Raw genomic sequence first — 19,240 nt, 5'->3', positions numbered from 1 at the left:
TACTGGACTGAACTACGCCGCCTGCGGCAGCGTGAGCGTGGCCACGGTGCCGGTGCCGTCGGGCAGGTTGGCCAGCACCAGCTGGCCGCCCTGCGCCTCGGCAAAATTGCGGCTCAGCAGCAGGCCCAGGCCGGCGCCCCGGCCCTTGCTGGCCACGTGCAGCCGCGGGCCGGCCGACAGCTGGGCCAGCACCTGCGCGTCGAGGCCCTGGCCGGTGTCGGTTATCAGCAGGTGGATGCCGTCGGCCTGCCGCTCGGCCCGCAGGTGGACGTGGCCGCCGGTGGGCGTGGCTTTGAGGGCGTTGCCGGTGAGGTTGCGCAGGATGGTGCGGGTCATGTCGGGGTCGGCCTGCAGCAGCAGGTCGGCGGGGGCCTCCACGGTCAGGGATACTTCGGCGGCATCGGCGGCATTCTGGTAAAGGTCGGCTATTTCGGCCAGCAATTCGGTAGCGCGCAGGGGGCGGGGCTGGGGCGTGAGCTCGCCGCGCTGGCTCACGGCCCAGTTGAGCAGGTTGTCGAGCAACTCGCTTAGGTTCTGGGCCGCCTGGCGGATGCGCCCGCCGAGGCCGGCCAGGCGCTGGGTATCCTGGCGCTGCACGTAGCGGTTGAGCAGGTCGGCCAGCCCGGCGAAAGCCACCACGGGCGAGCGTAAGTCATGGGCTACCAGGGCGTAGAGGCGGTCCTGGGCGGCGCGGGTTTGCACGAGCTCCTCATTTTGCAGGGCCAGCTGCTGGTGCTGGGCCGCCAGTTGGGCCCGGCTGCGGCGCAGACGCAAGGCCAGCACGCCCACGGCGCTGGCGCCCAACAGGGTAATTATCAACAAGCCGCCCAACAGCCAGAGGCGCTGGCGCTGCTGCTGCGCGCGGAGCTGTTGTTCCTGCTGCTGCTGGGTCAGCTCCTGTATCTGGTCCTCCTTGCGCTCAGTATCGAAGCGCACCTGCAGGTTCTGGAGCTCGGTGTGGTTGGCGACGGTTTCGAGCGAGTCGTGGAGCTGGCGGGCGCGCCGCGACTGCTGGTAGGCCTCGACGTGCTGGCCGGTGGCGGCCAGGGCCTCGGCCAGCACATCACGGGCCTGGTACTCGTCGGTGGGGTTCTGGGTGGCGTGGGCCACGCGTAGTGCTTCCCGGGCGTGGGCCTGGGCCGCCGGGTAGCGGTGGTGGCGGAGCTCGCTGCTGGCCCAAAAGCTGCGCGTTTGGCTTTCGATAGCGCCGTAGCCCAGCGCCTGGTAGAGCGGCAGGGCCCGGCTGAAATAGTACGCAGCCGAGTCGTAGCCGGCAATGTCGCTCAATCGTCCTAGCGACACGTAGGCGTTGGCCAGCATGTCGCGGCGGTCGGCATTGGTGGGGTCGGCGCCGAAGCGGGCCACGTAGGCCGCGGCCATCCGGGCCAGGCGATTGGTGTAGAAGCGCGCCGCGCGCACCAGCGAATCGGCCGGGTGTGGGTTCTCGACTACCTCATAGGTGTAGAGCTCGCTCAGCCCGCCGTAGCTGATAAGCGGAAAATCGGAAGAAGGCCGGTTTGCAACCAAGTACATCATCGGCAAGGTTTGCCGGAAATATTTCGTTGCCAGCTGCATATTGCCCTGATTGATGGCCACCGAGGCCAGGGTTTGCAGGGCTACGATGCGAAACCGCTGCAGATTGGCCGGGGCTACCCAGGCGCGACGGCGCAACTCCTGAGCCCAGCGCTCGGCCTCGGGCAGCTCCTGCGCGCCGGCGTAGGTGCGGGCTAGGTTGCTCAGGGCAATGAGCTCGCCCCGCACAAACTTCTTCTCGCGGGCGAGCTGCAGTCCGGCCTGCGTCACGCGGATGGAAGCCGCGTTATCATTCATAAAATAATGCTGCCCCAGCGACATCAGGGTGAGCACCCGCTGCGAATCGGGCAGGGCTGGGTTCCGGACCTCCAGCCGGAGCGAGTCGGTGGCCCGGCTGCGGTACTTCGACGCCGGCAGTTGCTGCGCCAGTGCCGGGCTGGTGGCCAGCAGGCCCCCGACTACCAGGCACAGCCGCCTCAATACAACTCCAAAAAACCAACACCTTGAACGCAGCATACCGAGGAAATTCGTGGATAAACGAGTGCTAAACAGCAAGGCAAAAATACCACTGTTGGCCGGGCAAGCGAAGTCCGGCGGTGGGTCGGGCGGGCAGAATGTGCCGTCTGGAAGTCGAACAATGGCAGAAACTAGGTGAACAAGGTCAAAAACCGGCTGAAATTGCGCCGGGCCTGGGCGGACGGAAAATCGGCCAGAGTGAAGGAAGCTGAAACGGAAAAAACCCCCAACCAACGGTTGAGGGCTTTTCGAGAGCCTGCCAGGAGTACCAGTACCTAATTTTTAATCAGGCGCTTGGTCAGGCCAACGTGAGAATTACCTGGTTCGGTGCCGCGCACCAGCACCGTGTAGGTGCCATTGGCAACGGCGGCAATATTGAGCAGATGCGACTGTCCGGCAGTTAGTTGAGCACCGAGAATCACCCGGCCCGTGGCATCGAGCACCCGCACTTCGTAGCTACCGGCGGGCAGCTGGCTCAGGTCCAGGTTGGTGGTACCAACCATTGGGTTGGGCCAGAGGCTGATGTTGGGTTCGGCAAATTGGGTAAAGCTGATGGTGCGTACCGGCGAGTAGCTGCTGCTGCCATCGGCGTCCACCTGCCGGAGGCGGTAGTAGAGCTGGCGGCCGAGGCGGGCGGCGTGGGCGTCGGTTAGGGCGTAGGCGGTGGGGCTGGCTTTGCTGCCCTGGCCGCGCACCTCCCCTATCTTCTCGAAGCTGCGGCCGTCGAGGCTGCGCTCCACGTCGAAGTGGTCGTTGTTTTTCTCCGAGGCGGTGGTCCATTTCAGCAGGCCGTCCACGTTGCGCACGGCCTGGGCCGTGAACACGGTCAGCTCGACCGGCAGCGGGAAGGCGCCCAGCGTGAAGCTCACCGGCTGCGTCGTCACGCCGCCGTACACGTCGGTGGTCGTGATGTTTACGGTGTAGGTGGTGGCCGTGGTGACGCGCGGCAGCAGACTGGCGGTGCTCACGTAAATCTGGCCGGTGCTGGGGTTCAGGGCGGTGCCGGGGGGCAGCGTGTTGGTGGGGTTGCCGGCGGGGGCCGGGGTCTGGCCGGGGGCGGTGCCCACGGGCGTCAGCTGGGCGTTGGTGCCGGTGGCGGCCAGGCCGTTGGTTACGCCGGTTTGCATGGCGCCGGTGGTCTGGTCGAAGATGAGGCCGGCGCTGTTGTAGCGGGCGCCGTTGGGGTCGATAACAAAGGCCAGCACGTCGTTGGTCACGTACTTGTCGGGGCCGCCCTTGCTGGGCGTAGCGGAGTAGCGCGAAGCGTTGTCCTGGCCCACGGCCAGGGTGTAGAGGGCCGCGTTGCTGCCGGCAGTGAGGTTGTCGGTGGCCGTGTAGGTGAAGAACACGTTGCCGGCGTAGCCGTCCGTCGGGTCGAAGCGCAGGGTGCCGGCCTGGGCTTGGCTCAAGGCCTGGCCGATGGGCAGGACTACGTAGCTACCGCTCACACCGTCAGCGTTATTGTTGTAATACAGTATGCCCTGGCTGGCGGGCGGCAGGCTGCCGGTGAGCTGGTAGCTGGCGATGGTGCCGTCGGCATCGGTGGCGGCCAGCGAGGTGAGCGGCAGGGCCGTGGTGGCGGTGTTGCCCTGGGGCGACTGCCGGGCATTCACCACGTTGGCGGCCACCGGCGGGCGGTTGCTGCGGGCGGTGGTAGTGCTGGCCGTGTTGTTGCCGGTGTTGGCGGCCGGCTCGCCGGTGCCGGTCACGGCGGCGTTCAGCAGCAGGCTGCCAGTGGCGGGCATGGGCACGTCGAAGGTGTAGGCCACGGCGCTGGCCGGGCCGGCAGCCAGATTAGTAATAGCCGGCCAGGTGATGACGGCACCCGTCTGGCTGCCGCCGCCGCTGATGTTGCTGGCCGTGAGGCCGGCCGGCAGGGTCACCGTCGGCGTTACCGAGCTGGCCACGCTGGGGCCGTTGTTGGTCGTCGTCACGGTGTAGGTGTTCGTGGCGCCGGGCAGGGTGCCGGCCGGGCCACCGAGGCTGATAGTCACGTCGTAGCTGGCCGTCACAGTGGCGGTGGTCGTGAACGAGTTGTTATTAAGGTTGCCGTCGCTGGTTTGCGAGCTTACGGCGCTGCTGGCCCGCAGCGGGCCGCTGGCCGGGGCCGCGAAGGCCACGGTGTAGGTCGCGGTGTTGCCGCTGGCCTGGCTGGCAATGAGGGGCCAGGTAACCACGCCAGTAGCCGGGTTGTAGCTACCGCTGTTGCTCACCGTCAGGCCGGTCAGGCCAGCGGGTAGCTGCAGGGTCGGGGCCACGTTGAGGGCGGCGGCCGGGCCGTTGTTGGTGAAGGTAACCGTGGCGGTGGTGCTGCTGCCGGCGGTGGCGCTGGCGGGCAAACTCACCGTGGTGGCGACGTCGGCCAGCGTGCCCGTGACCGGGGCCACGCTGGTGGCGGTGCTCACGGTGTTGTTGGCAGCTACCGGGTCGGTGCTGGTGGCGGTGGCCGTCGCCACGCCGTTGAGTTGGCCGCCGGCGGCGCTGGGCATCGTGAAGGTCACGTAGTCGGCCACGCTCGTGCCGCTGGCCAGAGCACCGATGGCGGTGAACGTTACCAAGCCGCTGCTGCTCACGTAGCTGCCGCCGTTGCTCACCGTCACGCCGTTCAGGTTGGCGGGCAATTGCAGGGTGGTGGCCACGCCGGTGGCGGCGCTGGGGCCGTTATTTGTGGTCGTCACGTAGTAGGTTACCGGGTTGCCGACTACGGCGGTAGCGGGGCCGCTCAGGGCCACGGCCACGTCGGCCAGGGCGGCTACGGTGGTGCTGGTGGCGGCGCGGTTGTTCACCGTTACGCCATCCGTGGTGGTGGCGCTCACGGCGCTACGGGGGGCAAAGTTGGTGGCCGGGGCCGCAAAGCCGATGGTGTAGGCCGCGCTGCTACCGACCGACAGGCTGGTCAGCGCGGGCAGCGTCAGCAGGCCGGTAGTGCTGTCGTAGGTGCCGGCGGCCAGGCCAGTAGCCACATCCGTGACGGCTACCGCCGACAGGCCGGCGGGCAGCTGCACAGTGCGGGCCACGCCCAGCGCCAGGCCGGGGCCGTTGTTGGCAAAGGTAGCGGTGTAGCTCACCGGCTGGCCGGCCCCGGCGCTGGCCGGGCCGCTGATGGTGGTTGCCAAATCAGTAGTCGGTAGTACGCGCACGGTGCTGGCGGCGAGGTTGTCGCTCAGCACGGTTTCGGAGGTAGCGGTACTCACGGCGGCCGTTAGCAGCAGCTGGCCGTCGTTGCCGGGGTCGGCCGGGGCCGGGAAGGCTAGGGCATACGACTGCGCGGTACCGGCCACCTGCGTGGCGACGGTGGGCAGCGTCAGCAAGCCGGTGGTGAGGCTATAGGTAGCGCCGCCGGCGAAGGTGATGGTGTTCGTGCCGCCGTCGAAGGTGCCGGTGGCGCCGTCGAGGGTGAAGGTGGCGCTGGCCAGGCCAGGGGGCAGCTGCACGCGGGCAATCAGGCTGTTGGCCGGGGCCGGCCCGGCGTTGCCGGCAGTCACGGTCAGGCTCATGGTGCCGCCGGCGGCTACCGTGGCGGGCGCGCCGCTGATGGTGGCGTAGGCATTGGCCTGCGGCGTGGTGGGGGCCGTGATAGTGATGCTCGTGCTGGTGGCCGCGCCGTTCAGGTAGGCCAGGTTATTGGCCGGGGCGGTTTCGCCGGCCGGGGTCGTGTTGGGCGTCACGGTGGCTGCCGGGGCCAGGGTGGTGCCCACCGCGGGGGCCGTGAAGCTGATGGTGTTGGCTACGGCCTGGCCGCTGGGCAGCGAGGGCAGGGCCGGGAAGGTTACCAGGCCGCTGGCGGCGTTGTAGCTGCCGCCGTTGCTCACGAACACGTTGGCGAGGCCGCCAGTCAGCTGCACCGCCTGCTGGGCGTTGGGGGCGGCGCTGGGGCCGTTGTTGGCCGTGGTCACGTACAGCGTCAGAGGGTTGCCCTGCACGGTGGTGGTGGGGCCGTCGATGGTGGTTATCAGGTTGAAGCCCGGCGTGATGCTCAGCGTGGCCGACTGCGTGTTGTTGGCCGTCTGGCCGGCTTCGAAGCTGGTGGTGCTCACGCTGGCCGTGGCCGCCACCGGTCCGCTGGCGGGAGCCGCGAAGGTGATAACCGAGGTCAGCGGCGCGCCGTTGGCGATGGTCGTCGGCGAGGGCGCGTAGGTGACCAGGCCGGTGGTGTTGTCGTAGCTACCGCCGTTGGTGGCGCTCACCGCGCCGAGGCCGGCCGGCAATTGCACCATGCGGGTCACGCCGGCGGCCGTCAGGGCGCCGTTGTTAGCGAAGCTCACCGTGAAGCCCGCGCCCGGCGAGCCGGCGGCCACCGTGCCCGCGAGGGGCGCGATGGTAGCGGCCACGTCGGTCACGGCCGTTACCGTGGCGCTGATGGTGCTGCTGTTCGGGGCCGGGTTGGTGCCCTCGTTCGAGGTCGTAGTCGTAGTGCTCACGATGGCCACCGCGCCGGCCGTAGCCGGAGCCGTGAAGCTGAACGTGAAGCTGGCGCTGCCGCCTGCCGCGAGGCTGGTCACGTTACCAAAGTCGATGCTGGTGCCCGTAATCGTGCCGTTGGGAGCTACGATGTTGGTGGCGCCGGCGGGCAGCGTCAGGGTGCGGGTTACGATGCCGGCGGCGGCCAGGCCCACGTTGGCATAGGTCACGGTGTAGGGGCCGGCGGCGGTGCCGGTGCTCAGCTGGGCCGGGCCGTTGAGGGTCGTCGTTACGTCGGCCAGGCTCTGCACCGGGATGGTGTAGGTGGCGGTGTTGCTCACGCCGCCGTTGGCGTCGGTGGCGAAGAACGTGAACGAGGGGCTGCTCACGTTGCCGGGCACGGGCTGGTAGGTCAGCAGGCCCACATTGGCCACCAGCACCGTGAGCGAACCGGTTACGGGCGTGCCGTTGTAGCGTAGCGTGCCGCTGCCGGTGAGGGCGCTGATGGTGAACGAGCTGATGGCCGCGCCCGTGCCGTTGAGGCCCGGCGTGGCGCTCAGGTTGGGGTTGAGCACGGTGGCGGGGGCCGTGTTGTTGAGCGTCACGTTGGTGATGTTTTGCACCAGCGGGTTGGCAAAGGTGACCGGGGTCGGGCTGGGGGTGTCGGCGCCGGGCGTGGCGGGCAGGGTGCTGCCGGTGGTCGACTGGTCGCCGGCCAGTACGCCGGTCGGGGCCAGGGCCGTGCCGTTCACCAGCACGTAGCCGGCGTTGGGCGAGGTGCCCGTGGTGCTGGCGTACACCGAATTGTTCTGGGCGGTAGTCGGGATGGCGGCCACGCTCGGGTAAGTCACCCGCACGGTGTAGGTGATGACGCTGGTGGCGTTGCTGGCCAGGGCCGTGGTGCCGGCCAGCAGGCCGGTGCTGCTGGTGCCGTTGAAACCGCCGTTCAGGGCTAGGGCGGGGCCGCTGGCGATGGACGGAGCCGTCGTCACGGTCACGCTGCTGGCGCCGGGGAAGGCCGCGCCGGTTGGGTTCGTGCCGTCGTTGAGGAAATTGTTTACCTGCACGTTGGCATCGCTCACGGCGCCGGTGTTTTTCACCCGCACGGTGTAGGTCACGTCGAAAGCCGTGGAACTCACCCGCACCGGCGTGCCGGCGCTCAGCACCACATCAAGCTCCTCGGTCGGGAACACGCAGGAGGCGCCGTCGGACTGCGCGGCCGAGCCCGCCGCCCCAATCAAGGTCGAGGCCCCGGTGCTGGTGTTAAAGCCCACGAAGCTGCCCTGGTTGGTGGCCGCGTAGAGGCCGCCGGCCGCGTCGAAGAACAGCGAGCCCACGTCGTCGCCGCTCGTGGCGGGCGTGCCCAGCACCGTCACCGCCCCCGAGGTCGGGTTGATGCGGGCCACGCCGTTGGTGCCCGAGGCAGCGTAGTAGCGGTTGGCGTAGATATTATTGTCCACGGGGTTGTAGGCCATGTCGCCGAAGTTCACCGCCGCGCTCAGGGTCACGGTCGAGGTCAGGGTCAGCGTGCTCAGGTTGAGGCGGTAGAGCGTAGTGGTGCTGTTGTCGGCGATGTACATCAGCCCGTTCAAATCCGAGGTAGCCGCGTTGGCCCCCGTCGCCGGGATGCCCGCGATGGCGCCCACTTCCTGCGCCCCGGTGCTGCTGAGGCGGTAAAGCACGTTCGAGTTGGTGCGGAAGGCGTAGAGGTAGCCGTCGGCGTAGTTGAAAGCCAGGGCATTCAGGCTCACGCCGGTGCTGTAGAGCGTGGTACCGGCGTAGGTGATGGTGCCGCCCGCGCTGCTGCGGTCGAGGCGCTCCAGCAGCGAGTTGCCGCTCACCTCGCGCACCCGGTAAAACACCGAGTTGCAGGCCAGGCCGGCCCCGGCCGTGGTCAGGCTCAGGGTGGCCGAGTTGGGGGCCGCGTCGGCGCCCTGGCTGGTGCTGGTGCCCACGGTGCTGGTCAGCGCGTAGGTGGTGCCGGTGGCCGTGGGCGCGGTGAAGCTGAAGCTGTAAGGCGTCGGGCTGCCGCTGGCGAGGGTCGTCGGGCTGGGCGTGTAGGTGATGGTGAAGCCGCTGGCCGTGTTGCCTCCAATAGTGCCGCCCGCGGCCGTCACGTTGCTGGACCCAGCCGGGATGCTCACCGTGCGCGTGACGCCGGCGGCCGGGCTGGGGCCGTTGTTGAGGAAATTAACCGCGTAGGTATTGGTGCTGCCCGGGATGATTTGCGTCGGCCCGCTCAGGGTCGTCGTCACGTCGGCCACCGGCGTCACCGGCACGGTTACGCTGGCCGAGTTGGCGCCGGTATCGGCCCCCTGCCCGGTGCTGGTGGTGATGGTGGTGGCAGCCGTAATGCTGCTCAAGGCAGCCGGCACGACGGCGATGCTCACCGTCAGGTTCTGGTTGGCGCCGCTGGCCAGCGTCGTGGGCGTGCCGGTGAAGGTCACCTGGCCGTTGGCGGTGTTGTAGCTGGCCGTCACGCCCGTGGGCAGGTTGGCAAAGGTCACGTTGCCCGCGCCCAGGCCGCTAGATAGCGTCAGCGTCTGGGCGTAGCTGGCGGCCAGGTTCGGGCCGGCGTTGGTGTAGGTTACGTTGAAGCTCAGGGCCGCGCCGGCATTTACCGGGGTGGCCGAGGGCGTGATGGTCGTCGCTACGTCGGCCACGGCCGTCACGGGGATGGTGTAGGTAGCCGGGCCGGCCGTGATGGTGCCGCCGCTATTGTTCGAGAGGCTGGCGATGCCGTTGGCGTCGGTCACGGTGTAGGTGAAGCTCACGTTGCCGGTGGTGCCGCTGGCCGGCGTGTAGCGCAGCGAGGCCAACTGGGCCGCCGTGATGGTGGTGCCGGCCGCCACGGTCGTAGTGGTGCTGCCGCTCACGTAGCTCAGCGTGCCGCTGGCGGGCAAACTCACGATGGTGTAGGCGGCAATGCTGTTGCCGCTGCCGTTGGCCGTGCCGCTCAGGCCAGGAGCCAGGGCCACGGGGGCGCTGGTGTTCGGGATGCCGGCGGTATTGGTCAGCGTGTTGGCTACCGGGGCGGTGTTCACCGCCACGTTGCCCGCAAACTCGGAGGTAGCGCCGTCCAGCGTGGCCGTGGCCGTGAGCAGCGAGCCCGCCGCGTAGCCGGCAAAGCTGCCGGTCAGCGGGATGTTGAAGGTGAAGCGGTTGGTGTTGTCGGTGCCCTGGCTCAGGCCGTTGATGAGGCCGGGGCCGTAGCTGCCGGTGTCGGCGTTGGTGTCGGCCACTAGGTTGCCGCCGCCGGCCGCGCCGCCCTCGGTCACGGTGCCCAGGTAGGTCTGGCCCTCGCCGAAGCCGCTGGGGTCGGCCACGGGACCGGGGTTGAAGAATTCGATGCGGGCGCCGGGGCGGGTAAAGCCCTGCACCACCAGGTTCGCGCCCACCACCGTGGCCGAGGTGATGACCGGGAAGTTTAGCAGGCCGTTGGCCCCGCCGTCAGTGTCGCCGTTGTCGTTGAGGGTCAGAAAGGGCGCGTCGCCGGTGGCGGTGTTGCCGTTGGTCAGGTCGATGCCAAGCTGGCCGGTAGCGGCCGCGCCGTTCAGGGCCGCCACGGTGCCGTTGTTGTAAATGGAGTTCTGGCTGATGGTCGTCGTGGGCGAGCTGTTTACCACCATCACCCCAGCGCCGTAGTTGCCGGTGCTCACGTTCTGGCTCACCACGTTCAGCGCGCCAAACAGGCGGATGCCGGGCGTTTCGTCGGGGGCCAGCGTGGCGGTGCCGCGGCCGTTGCCGCTCACGGTGTTGCCCGTGATGGTGTTCGCGCCGGCCGAGTTGTAGCTGTCGATGCCCACCCCGGCGTTGTTCACAAACAGGTTGCCGGTCACGGTGGCGGCGCTGCCCTGTACGTCGATGCCGTCCCAGGCCGGACCGTTCTGAGCGTTCGAGCGCACCTCGTTGTTAGTCACGCTCACGGTAGTCACGCCGGCGCTGATGGCAATGCCCTTGCCGCCGTTATAGCCGATGAGGTTGTTGCTGATGCTGCTGGCCGTGGTGCCGCCCGTCAGGCGGATGCCGTCGCCGAGGCCGCGGGTGCTGTTCCCGGGGTCCGTAAAGCCGGTAGCTGGGCTGCCGAGCACGTTGCGGCTGATAGTCAGCCCGCCCGTGGCGGCCCGGATGCCGGCGCTGTTGTCGTTGTCGCCGTTGGTGCCGAAGCCGTAGATGGCCAGGCCCAGCACGCCCGCGCCGGTGCCGGTGGCGGCCACGTCGAGGCCCGTCGCCACGACCGCCGTGCCGCTGAGCTGCACTTCGGGGCCGTTCACGGTGCCCAGGGCGGTGGCGGCCGTGCCCACGGTGCCGCCCGCGCCCAGCGTCACGTTGTTGGTATTGCCGATGTTAAAGGTCTGCGTCGAGCCGTCGATGAAGGTATTGGGGCCGCTGATGGCCGGTAGAGTCGTGGCGGGCGTAATCACCGCCACGCCGCCGCTCAGCTGCGAGGCCAGACCGGCGTTGGTGCTGGCGCTGTAGCTGCGCAGGCCGGCCGGCACGTTGTTGGCGGCGGTGGTGGCGCCGTTGGGAATCATGAAGATGCTGGTTTCGCGCTGGGCGGCCAGCGCGCCGGCGGCGCTGCTACCGCTCTGGGCCAGCGTGGTTTCGCCGCCCAGAGCGTTGGCGTTCAGAATAAACTGGCGCAGCGAGCCCTGCCCCGCGTCGTTGGTGTTGGTCACCACGTCGAAGTTGAAGCCGAAATCGGGGCCGGTGGTGAGGCCGCTGGCCGCGCTGGTAAGGGTGCGCAGACTCTGGGCCGCCACGCTGCCGGCGGTGAGGGTGCTCAGGTTGGCGCCGGTGGTGTTGGCGTCGGCATCGGCGCGGCCGGGGTACTCGCCGCCCACGCGGTCGGTGAGGCCATTGAAGGTTTGCACCGCCACCTGGTTGCTCAGGTAGCCCGTCGAGGCCGCGCCGCTGAAGGTGGCGCCGGGGCGGGCCGAGGTTACAGTGTTGTTCACCACGCGCAGGGTGTAGCCGGTGCTGGCCTGCACCGGCAGGGCGTACTGCCCGTTGGCGTCGGTGATAGCGGCGGCCACGAACGCGCCGGTGCTGGTATTATACAATTCCACGCGCACGCCGGGCCGGCGGATGGCCCCGCTGGCCAGGCCCGAGCCAGCATTGGCCGTGACGTAGTTGCGGCCCGCGCCGCCGCCGTAGTTCACGTCTTCGAAGATGGTGCCGGTGAGGGCATTGCTCACGCTCAGGGTGAGCGAGGCGTTGTCGGCGGCTTGGTTGGCCCCCTGGTTGGTGCCGCTGGCGGCGGTCACGGCGCTGCTCAACGTGAGTCCGGTGCCGGTGGTGGCCGGGGCCGTGAAGCTGAAAATGAAGCTGCTGGTGGCGCCGCTGGCTACCCCACTGGCCGCGCCAAACGAGATGACGCGCGTGCCGCTGGTGTAGGTCGCGCCCGGCGCCTGCGCCTGGATGTCGAGCAGCTGCTGGCTGCTGAGCGAAGCGCCCGTCGGCAGGGTCACGGTGCGGGTGGCGAAGCTGCCGCTGCCCGGGCCGTTGTTGGTGAAAGTGACGGTATAGGGCCCGGCGTTGCCGCCGGTAGCCAGGGCCGTCGGCCCGCTGAGCGTAGTGGTCAGGTCGGCCACGCAGTTGGCGCCCGATTGCAGCAGCGGCGTCTCGTCGAAGCCCACGCTGTTGCGCACGAAGGCCGGCGAGCTGGTGCCGGGACCGGCTTCGTACACGAGGCCGTTGAAAGTAGTGCCGTTGGTGCCGGCGCCGTAGGAGCTGGCCGCGTTCAACGGCGAGGAGGCAAACACCACCCCGCCCGAGCCGCCGCCGCCCGGGCCGTGGGCTGAGCCGCCGCCGGTGTTCGAGCCGCCCTGGCCGCCCGTGGCCAGCACCGTCACGCCGGTCAGGGCGGTGGCGGCCGTGTTGTTCGAGAGCAGCAGCACCGAGCCGCCGCCGCCGCCACCGCCCGAGCCGTCGTTTTCGGGCACGAAGGCCACGTCGGCCCCGCTCACGTTGATGGTGCCGGTGCCGCTCACGCTGCCCACGCGGGCCAGCAGCATTCCGCCGCCGGCCGCGCCCGAGCTGGCAAAGCCGTCGTTGGTCAGGCCGGCGTTGCCGGGGTAGGTATCGTCATCGGCCACGGTGCCGTTGTTGGTGGTGCCGGCGCCGCCGCCGCCGCCCAGCACCAGCCGGCTCGGGGCCGCCGCCAGGAAGGGCGCCCCGCCGAAGCCGCCGGAGGGCAGGTTCGAGCGCCAGCCGTTGCCGCCTTGGCCGCCAGTGCCGCCGTTCGAGCCACCGCCGCCGCCGGTGTTTTCTTCGTTGCTATTGGGGGCGGTATCGGTACCGCCGCCGCCGGCGTTGCCGGGCGCGCCGCGGCCGTTGTCGCCGCCGCCCACGGTGCTGCCGTCGGGGTAGCCGAAGGTGGTGCCGAGGTCGGTTACCGTCGTGCCGCCGTTGTTGAGGTAGCGCGGCGTGCCGGCCAGGCCCTCCCCTTTCGAGGCATTAACGTTGGCCGTGGCGGGCGTGCGGTAGTCGGTGTTGGCGTAGCCGAGGCCGCCGGCCCCGCCCAGCTGCCGGCCCCCGCCGCCGCGGAAGCCTTTGCCCACCAAGTTAATCACCCGGTTGGTGCCCAGGTTGAGGGTGCCGGCCACGTCGAGGGCCAGCACGCCGCCAGTGCTGCCGTTCCAGGCGGGCACGGTGGTGAGGTTGGCCGTCAGGGTAAAGTCCTGGTACTGCGGCACCCGGATTATCTGGAAGCGCCGCTGGCCGGTGGTGGCCGTGGCGTTGGCGTTCTGGTAGGTGTTGACGAGGTTGTTGGTCAGCGTGACGGTGCCGGCCGCCAGCGCGGCCACCGTGCCGTACTCATACTGCCCGGCCGTGAAGGTGGTGCCGCCAAGGCTGCCGCTGCCGGGGTCGCCGGCGTAGCCGTCGCCGTAGCTGCTGGTGTTAGTCGTATTAATAGGCGCGCCCTGCATCTGCATCACCAGCACGAGGTCGCCCACGGCCAGCGCGCCGCTCACCGGCGTGGTGCCCGACGTAGTGGCCGCCCCGATGGCCAGCACTTTCTGGCCGGCCTGGTTCTGGGTGCCCGTGCCGGTCAGGCCGGGGTAGTAGGTATTGATGCCCTGCGTGCCGCTGTAGGTGAGGCTGCCGCTGGCGCCGGGCGTGGCGCACACTTCGCTGGGCGTGCTGGCCACCACGGCCGTGCTCACCTGCGAGGCCGGGGCCGTGCCGTTGTTGTTGGCCGCCACGGGGTCGCCGTTGGCGGTGGTGCTGGTGGCCGAGGCCGTGCCGGTCACGGGCCCGGTGGCAGGCACCGTCAGGCGCACCGTGTAGATGAGCGAGTTGCCCGAAGCCAGCGAGCCGCCCGGCACCGTGAAGCTCACCGTGCTGCCCGCCAGCGTGCCGCCGCCGGTGACTACCACGTTGGTGGGCGCGCCGCCCAGCGCCAGCTGGGCCGTCAGGCCGGTGGCCGTGCTGGGGCCCTGGTTGGTCAGCAGCACCGAGTACACAATGGCCGAACCCGGCGTGGCCGCCGTCGGCCCGCTCACCGAAATGGCCACGTCGGCCACCTGCGTCACCGTGATGGTGGCGTTGGCATTGGCAGCGTTGCCGTTGTTATTGGCGGCGTTCACGTCCACCGCCGAGGTGCCCGACACCTTCACGGTGCGGGTGCCGCTGGCCGGCATCAGCAGCCGGATGGTGGGCGTGAAGGTGCCATTGGGGCCCAGCGCCTGCGCCGGGAACGTTACCCGCCCGGTGCCGGCATCGTAGGTGCCGTCGTTCGATACGTTGACGGCCCCAGCCGGCAGGCCCGTGGCCAGCTGCGCCGTCACCACCACGTCGGTAGCCGTGTTAGTGGTACTGGTGTTCGTGGCCGTTACGGTGATGGTGGCCTGCGCCCCGGCCGGGGCCGTGGCCGGCGCGCTCACGGTCACGCTCACGTCGGCGGGCAGCTGCGGGGCCACCGTCACGCTCACCGACTGCGGGTTCACGGTCGTCGATTGCGTGTTGGTGGTCGGGGCCGAGGTGGCCGTGAAGGCCGCCATGCCCACCGGCACGGTGAAGGAAATGGTGAAATCGAGGTCGGGCGTGTTATCATTCGCCGCCAGCGTATTGTCGTAGCCGTTGGCGCCGGTGTTGAAGGTGATGGTGCCGCTGCCGGTATTATAGGTAGCCCCGGCCGCGCCCAGCCCGGCAAAGGTCACGCCCGTCAGCCCCGTCGGCAGCCCGGTGATGGTGCCGTTCCGCACTATCGTGGCCGTGCGGTTGGTGCCGTTGGTATAGGTGTTCACGTAGCCCAGCGTGAGCGTGAGCGTGCTGCCCGGCAGCGGCGAGGTATTATTAGCCCCGATGCTCGGCGTGATAGTATTGCCCGCCAGCGCCGCCCGGCCGCTGCCCAGCAGCACCAGCAGCAGCACGAGGCAACCCCAGCTTGGCGCCGCCAGCTGCCGTAGCGCGGCCCGTAGCCATCCCGCAGTCTGAGGTTCCGGCCGCCGCAGGCTCATGTGTTTTCGCCGGCCAACGCTCCCGTTGCCGACGTTCAATCGTACTTTTTTTTCCATAGCGCGAGTAGTGGGCAGCACAGTTATCAACGAGACCAAAATTCACGTTAACAAACTATTACCCTTCATAAACAAGCACAAAATTATCCACTCCCCTACCCCCAGCCTAGCCCCCCGACCCGAACGGCACGATTCCCGGCCCGAACGGTTCGATTATTGGCGCAAACTGCAAACGCCCCGCCGCCGGCCGGTTTCCGGCCCGTTCGGCCCGGCCCCGGCCCGCCGCCAACGAAGTTCATTCCCCCTTTGCCTCGGCAACCTCCACCCCCACCAGCCCAGCGCCCCGCCTCGCCCACCGCATCATCCCGCCTACTTTCTGAGCCAACTCGCCCGCGCCCCCGGCCGGACGCTCGCAAAACGCATCAATCTGCTGTTTTTTCCCACCGGACGCTGTTTTGCAACTTCCGGACGCCGTTTTTTCCCACCGGACGCTGTTTTGCAACTTCCGGACGGTGTTTTTCCGCTCCGGACGCCCGCAACCCGCCACCGGACGCCGTTTTTTTCCACCGCACGGAAATTTCCCCCACCGCACGCTGTTTTCCGCTCCGCACGCTGTTTTTTCCCACCGGACGCCGCCCGCTCCTACCCCGGCGGCAGCCGCAGGCTCGCCACGAACTCCCCCTCCGCCTCGCTCAGGGCCAGCGGCGCGCCGTGTAGCTCGGCGAGGCGGTTGCTGAGCCACAGCCCCAGGCCCGCGCCCTCGCTCAGCACCTCGGCCTGGTAGTAGGCCGTGGTCAGGCGCGAGAGGTCGCCCAGCGAGTGCTGTATTGGGTTGGCCACCGCCACGCGGTACCAGCCGGTGGCTTCCTCGCGGCTTAGCTGCACCCGCACCTCGCGGCCCGGCGGCGCGTGGCGCAGGGCATTTTCCAGCAGGTTCAGCAGCACGGTGGTCAGCTTGTCGGCATCGCCCGCCACGGTGTAGTCGGCCACCTGCTCATCGATGGCGAGGTGCAGCGGGCGGCCCGCCGCCCGGAAGCGCGGCAGCAGGCGGTCGGCCACGGCCAGCACCAGCTCGTCGAGGGCCAGGGGCTGGCGGTGCAGGGGCAGCGCCCCGGCCCGCAGGCGGCTCACCAGCAGGAAATCGTCGACCAGCCGGCTCAGGCGCTGCACCTCCTCGGCCTGCACCGCTAGGGGCGCCTGCAGGTGCGCGGGCAGGGCGGGGTCCTGGCGCGTCACGGCCAGGCCAGCCTGCACTACGGCCAGGGGTGTGCGCAGCTCGTGGGCCGCGGCGGCCAGAAAATTATCCTGCAATTCGGCCCCGGCCTGCAGGCGGTCGAGCATGCGGTTGAGGGTTTGGGCCAGCTCCTGCACCTCGTCGCCGGTGGCGGGCTCGGGCAGGCGCTCGGCCCCCGGTGCCGCCCCGATGCGCCCCGCCTGCCGGCTGATGCGCCGCAAGGGGCGCAGCACCCACCAGCCCAGCCCGGCCGCCAGCCCGGCCGCCAGCGCCAGGCTGCCCGCCAGCGCCGCCCACAGCCCCAGCCGTACCCGGCGCAGGTCGGCCGTGAGCGGGGCGGCCGGGTGCGCCAGCTCTAGGCTAATGCGCACCGGCCAGCCGCTGGCATCATACGCGGTGCGCTGCACCCGCACGCCCCGCCAGGGCCGCCCCAACCCGGCCAGCCCGCCGCCAAACCCCGGCGAATGAAACAGCTCGCGCCGGGCGTAGCTGGGCCCCTCGGCCACCACCCGGGCCCGCTCGTGCCGGCCGGGCAGCGCCAGCGCGGGCACGGGGCCGCTCACGTCCACCTGCTCCAGCAGCTGGTAGGCGCGGGCGCGCAGGCGGGCATCGTCGGCCTGGTGCAGCACCTGCCCCACCTGCCGGTACTGGTAGAGCCCCGCCAGCCCCAACGCCAGCCCAAACACCAGCGCAAACGCCAGCGCCAGCTGGCTGCGCAGCCCCCGCAGCGCCCTCATGCGGTGGGGGCTGCGGCGCGCAGCCGGTAGCCGTGCCCCACCACGGTTTCGAGCAGCGGCGGCAGGTCGGGGAAAGCCCGGTCGAGCTTGCGGCGCAGCTGCGATACGTGGACTTCGATAACGTTAGAGCCCATGTCAAAATCCACGTCCCACACCTTCTCGGCCATGCGGGTTTTGGTGACGACGCGGCCCGGCGAGCGCAGCAGCAGCTCCAGCAGCGCAAACTCGCGGTTGGTGAGGCTCAGCGGCTGCCCGGCGCGGGTTACGTGGCGCAGCACGGGGTCCAGGGTCAGGTCGTGCAGGCGCAGCGTCGGCACGGTGGCGGTTTTGCGCTGCAAGGCCCGCAGCCGGGCCAGCAGCTCGTCAAACTCGAAGGGCTTGCGCAGGTAATCCACCGCCCCCGCATCGAGCCCCTTGATAACGTGCCCGGTACCGCTGAGCGCGCTCACGATGATAACCGGCGTGGGCACGCCAAACTCGCGCAGGTTGCGCAGCACCTCCAGGCCGTTCTGGCCCGGTAGCATTAAGTCCAGCAGAATGGCGTCGTACTCGGTGGTGGCGGCCAGCTCCAGGCCGGTCGCGCCGTTGTCGGCCCGGTCGGCCACGTGGCCGGCCTGCGTCAGGCCCTGGCACACAAACTCGGCCAGCCGGATTTCATCTTCAATGACCAGAATGCGCATGCAGTTCGGCGGGGAATAAGGTGGGCGGCCTGCTGTACGTAAGCAGCTCCCCCAAAGTGCGGCACCAGCCCGCAAGAACTGGTGCCGCAATAATCAGGAACGGTCAAACCAGCGGCTAGCGCAGCAGAAACTGGACGCCGTCGAGGGTGAGCGTGCGGGCGTGTACCACGCGCACCGGCCGGGCAGCCACCTCGCCGGGCCGAGCGGCGCGCACGGTGCCGGTGGCGGCCACGCTGGCCCCGGCTTTCAGCTTTTCGGCCAGCTGCTCGGCGGCGGCGGGAGGCAGGCGCAGCACCGTGCCGTCGGTGAGGATGGCGGCCGTGGCGCGGCCGGCGGGGCCCTGGGTCAGGCGCTGCACGCTGCCGCGCACGGTCACGGTTTCTTCGGTGGGCGGGGTGGCGGGCGGCGTGGGCGGGGTGTCGCGCAGGGTCTGGCCGTTGGCCGTCAGGCTCACCAGGTGCAGGGCCGTGCGGCCCCGCGGGTCGGTGTCGCGAAAGCCGGTTATCGTCACGGTGCTGCCCGGCTTGGCGGCGGCCATCAGCGCCTGCCCCAGGTGGCGCGGGAAGCGCATGGTATCGGTGCCGGTGCTGGTTTTGAAGCCGAAACTGTCGTACACCTGGTCGTCGTTGGCCGCCACGTAGCTGGTGATGGTGCCGCTAAACTCGCTCAGCACCTGCACTCCGCCCGGCTTCGGGCCCCGGCCGGGGCCGGGCAGCGGCCCGTGGCCGGGGGCGGGCGGCGGGGCCATGCCCGGCCCGCCGGCCGGCGGCAGCAGCGGCATACCGGGAGCCGGCAGCGCCGCGGTAGCGGGAGCGGCCGGGCTCGCGCTGGTCTTGGGGCGCTTGGTTTTGGTTTTGGCCGTCGGCGTGTTCGCGGCGGGCGGCGGCGCCTGCTGGGCACTGAGGGAGTCGGCCAGCAGCAGCGCGGCCAGCGTGACAATGGCGGTTTTCAGGGGGGAGTAAAACATAAGTGAGGCGGTAAAGGGCAGCGGTTCGTTCCGCTTTCCTGATTCAAAATTGGCCTCCCCTGCTGAGGACCACCTGAAGCCCACATTAATTTTTCTTCAGCCGGCCAAAGCCTGCTCAATCAGGCAGCCGGGGCTACTGGCCGGCCGCGCTGTACTGCTCCGGCGAGGTGGTCTTGAATACTACTTTACGCCCTCCCCCATCGTCGAACTGCTGCGGCACGGCGGCGCTGGTGCGGCGATAGGTTTCATCGGCATACACGCCCTGGCCGAAGCCACATTCGCCGCGCCCCACCTCAGTTCTGATAACAACGGCCTGCGAGCTAAAGGCAAGCTGAAGCTCGCAGCCCAGCGAGTCATACTCCCCTTTGAACGCGCAACGGCCCACGCCCTGGCGCACGGTGGCGCGCTGGTAGAGCTGCCCGAGGTGGAAGGCCGGCGGCCCGTTGCTGATGTCGAGGTAGAGCAGCACCGTTGAGTCCGACTCGGGGTACACGGTGAGGGTGCCGCCGGCCTCGGTGCGGGTGGTGTCGCCCCAATTGTACTCGCCGGCGTAGGCGGCGGTGCGCAGGCCGGGAGCGGCAGGAGCGGAAGCAGGAGTCTCGGCAGCTTCAGGTTGCCTGGCGGTGGGCTCGGTGCAGGCGGCCAGCAGCGCCAGGGGCAACAGGCGCAGGGAAAAGGGGCGAAAGTTCATAGCGAAGGCGATGGAAAAT

Annotated in this window: 6 protein-coding genes; all 6 read right to left on the bottom strand. The window is 69.5% G+C overall.

Annotation, left to right across the window (positions count from 1 at the left end):
- Nucleotides 1-12: 12 nt before the first annotated feature.
- The 6 genes from Q5H93_RS06680 to Q5H93_RS06655 all read right to left on the bottom strand — a co-directional run bounded on the left by Q5H93_RS06680 (nucleotide 13) and on the right by Q5H93_RS06655 (nucleotide 19,221).
- The gene (locus Q5H93_RS06680) at nucleotides 13-2,013 is read right to left on the bottom strand and encodes a sensor histidine kinase (protein ID WP_305005726.1); all 2,001 of its coding nucleotides are present in this window, start codon (nucleotides 2,011-2,013) and stop codon (nucleotides 13-15) included.
- A 311-nt stretch (nucleotides 2,014-2,324) separates the two neighbouring features.
- Nucleotides 2,325-14,972, bottom strand: a complete 12,648-nt coding sequence (locus Q5H93_RS06675; protein ID WP_305005725.1) for a right-handed parallel beta-helix repeat-containing protein — start codon at nucleotides 14,970-14,972, stop codon at nucleotides 2,325-2,327.
- A 582-nt stretch (nucleotides 14,973-15,554) separates the two neighbouring features.
- Nucleotides 15,555-16,883, bottom strand: coding sequence for a sensor histidine kinase (locus Q5H93_RS06670; protein ID WP_305005724.1), 1,329 nt, complete (start codon nucleotides 16,881-16,883; stop codon nucleotides 15,555-15,557).
- Nucleotides 16,880-17,563, bottom strand: a complete 684-nt coding sequence (locus Q5H93_RS06665; protein WP_305005723.1) for a response regulator transcription factor — start codon at nucleotides 17,561-17,563, stop codon at nucleotides 16,880-16,882. Before Q5H93_RS06665 ends, Q5H93_RS06670 begins: the two co-directional genes overlap by 4 nt.
- A 115-nt stretch (nucleotides 17,564-17,678) precedes the next feature.
- Nucleotides 17,679-18,530 carry an OB-fold nucleic acid binding domain-containing protein gene (locus Q5H93_RS06660; protein ID WP_305005722.1) on the bottom strand — a complete coding sequence of 284 codons (852 nt, stop codon included), beginning with the start codon at nucleotides 18,528-18,530 and terminating at the stop codon, nucleotides 17,679-17,681.
- 133 nt (nucleotides 18,531-18,663) lie between these two features.
- Nucleotides 18,664-19,221 carry a hypothetical protein gene (locus Q5H93_RS06655; RefSeq protein WP_305005721.1) on the bottom strand — a complete coding sequence of 186 codons (558 nt, stop codon included), beginning with the start codon at nucleotides 19,219-19,221 and terminating at the stop codon, nucleotides 18,664-18,666.
- Between the last annotated feature and the right edge of the window lie 19 nt (nucleotides 19,222-19,240).

It is taken from the genome of Hymenobacter aranciens (genome assembly GCF_030580865.1).
Taxonomy (GTDB): Bacteria; Bacteroidota; Bacteroidia; order Cytophagales; family Hymenobacteraceae; genus Hymenobacter; species Hymenobacter aranciens.
The sequence above is the reverse complement of the archived record's forward strand: the minus strand, read 5'-3'. Positions and strand labels throughout refer to the sequence as shown.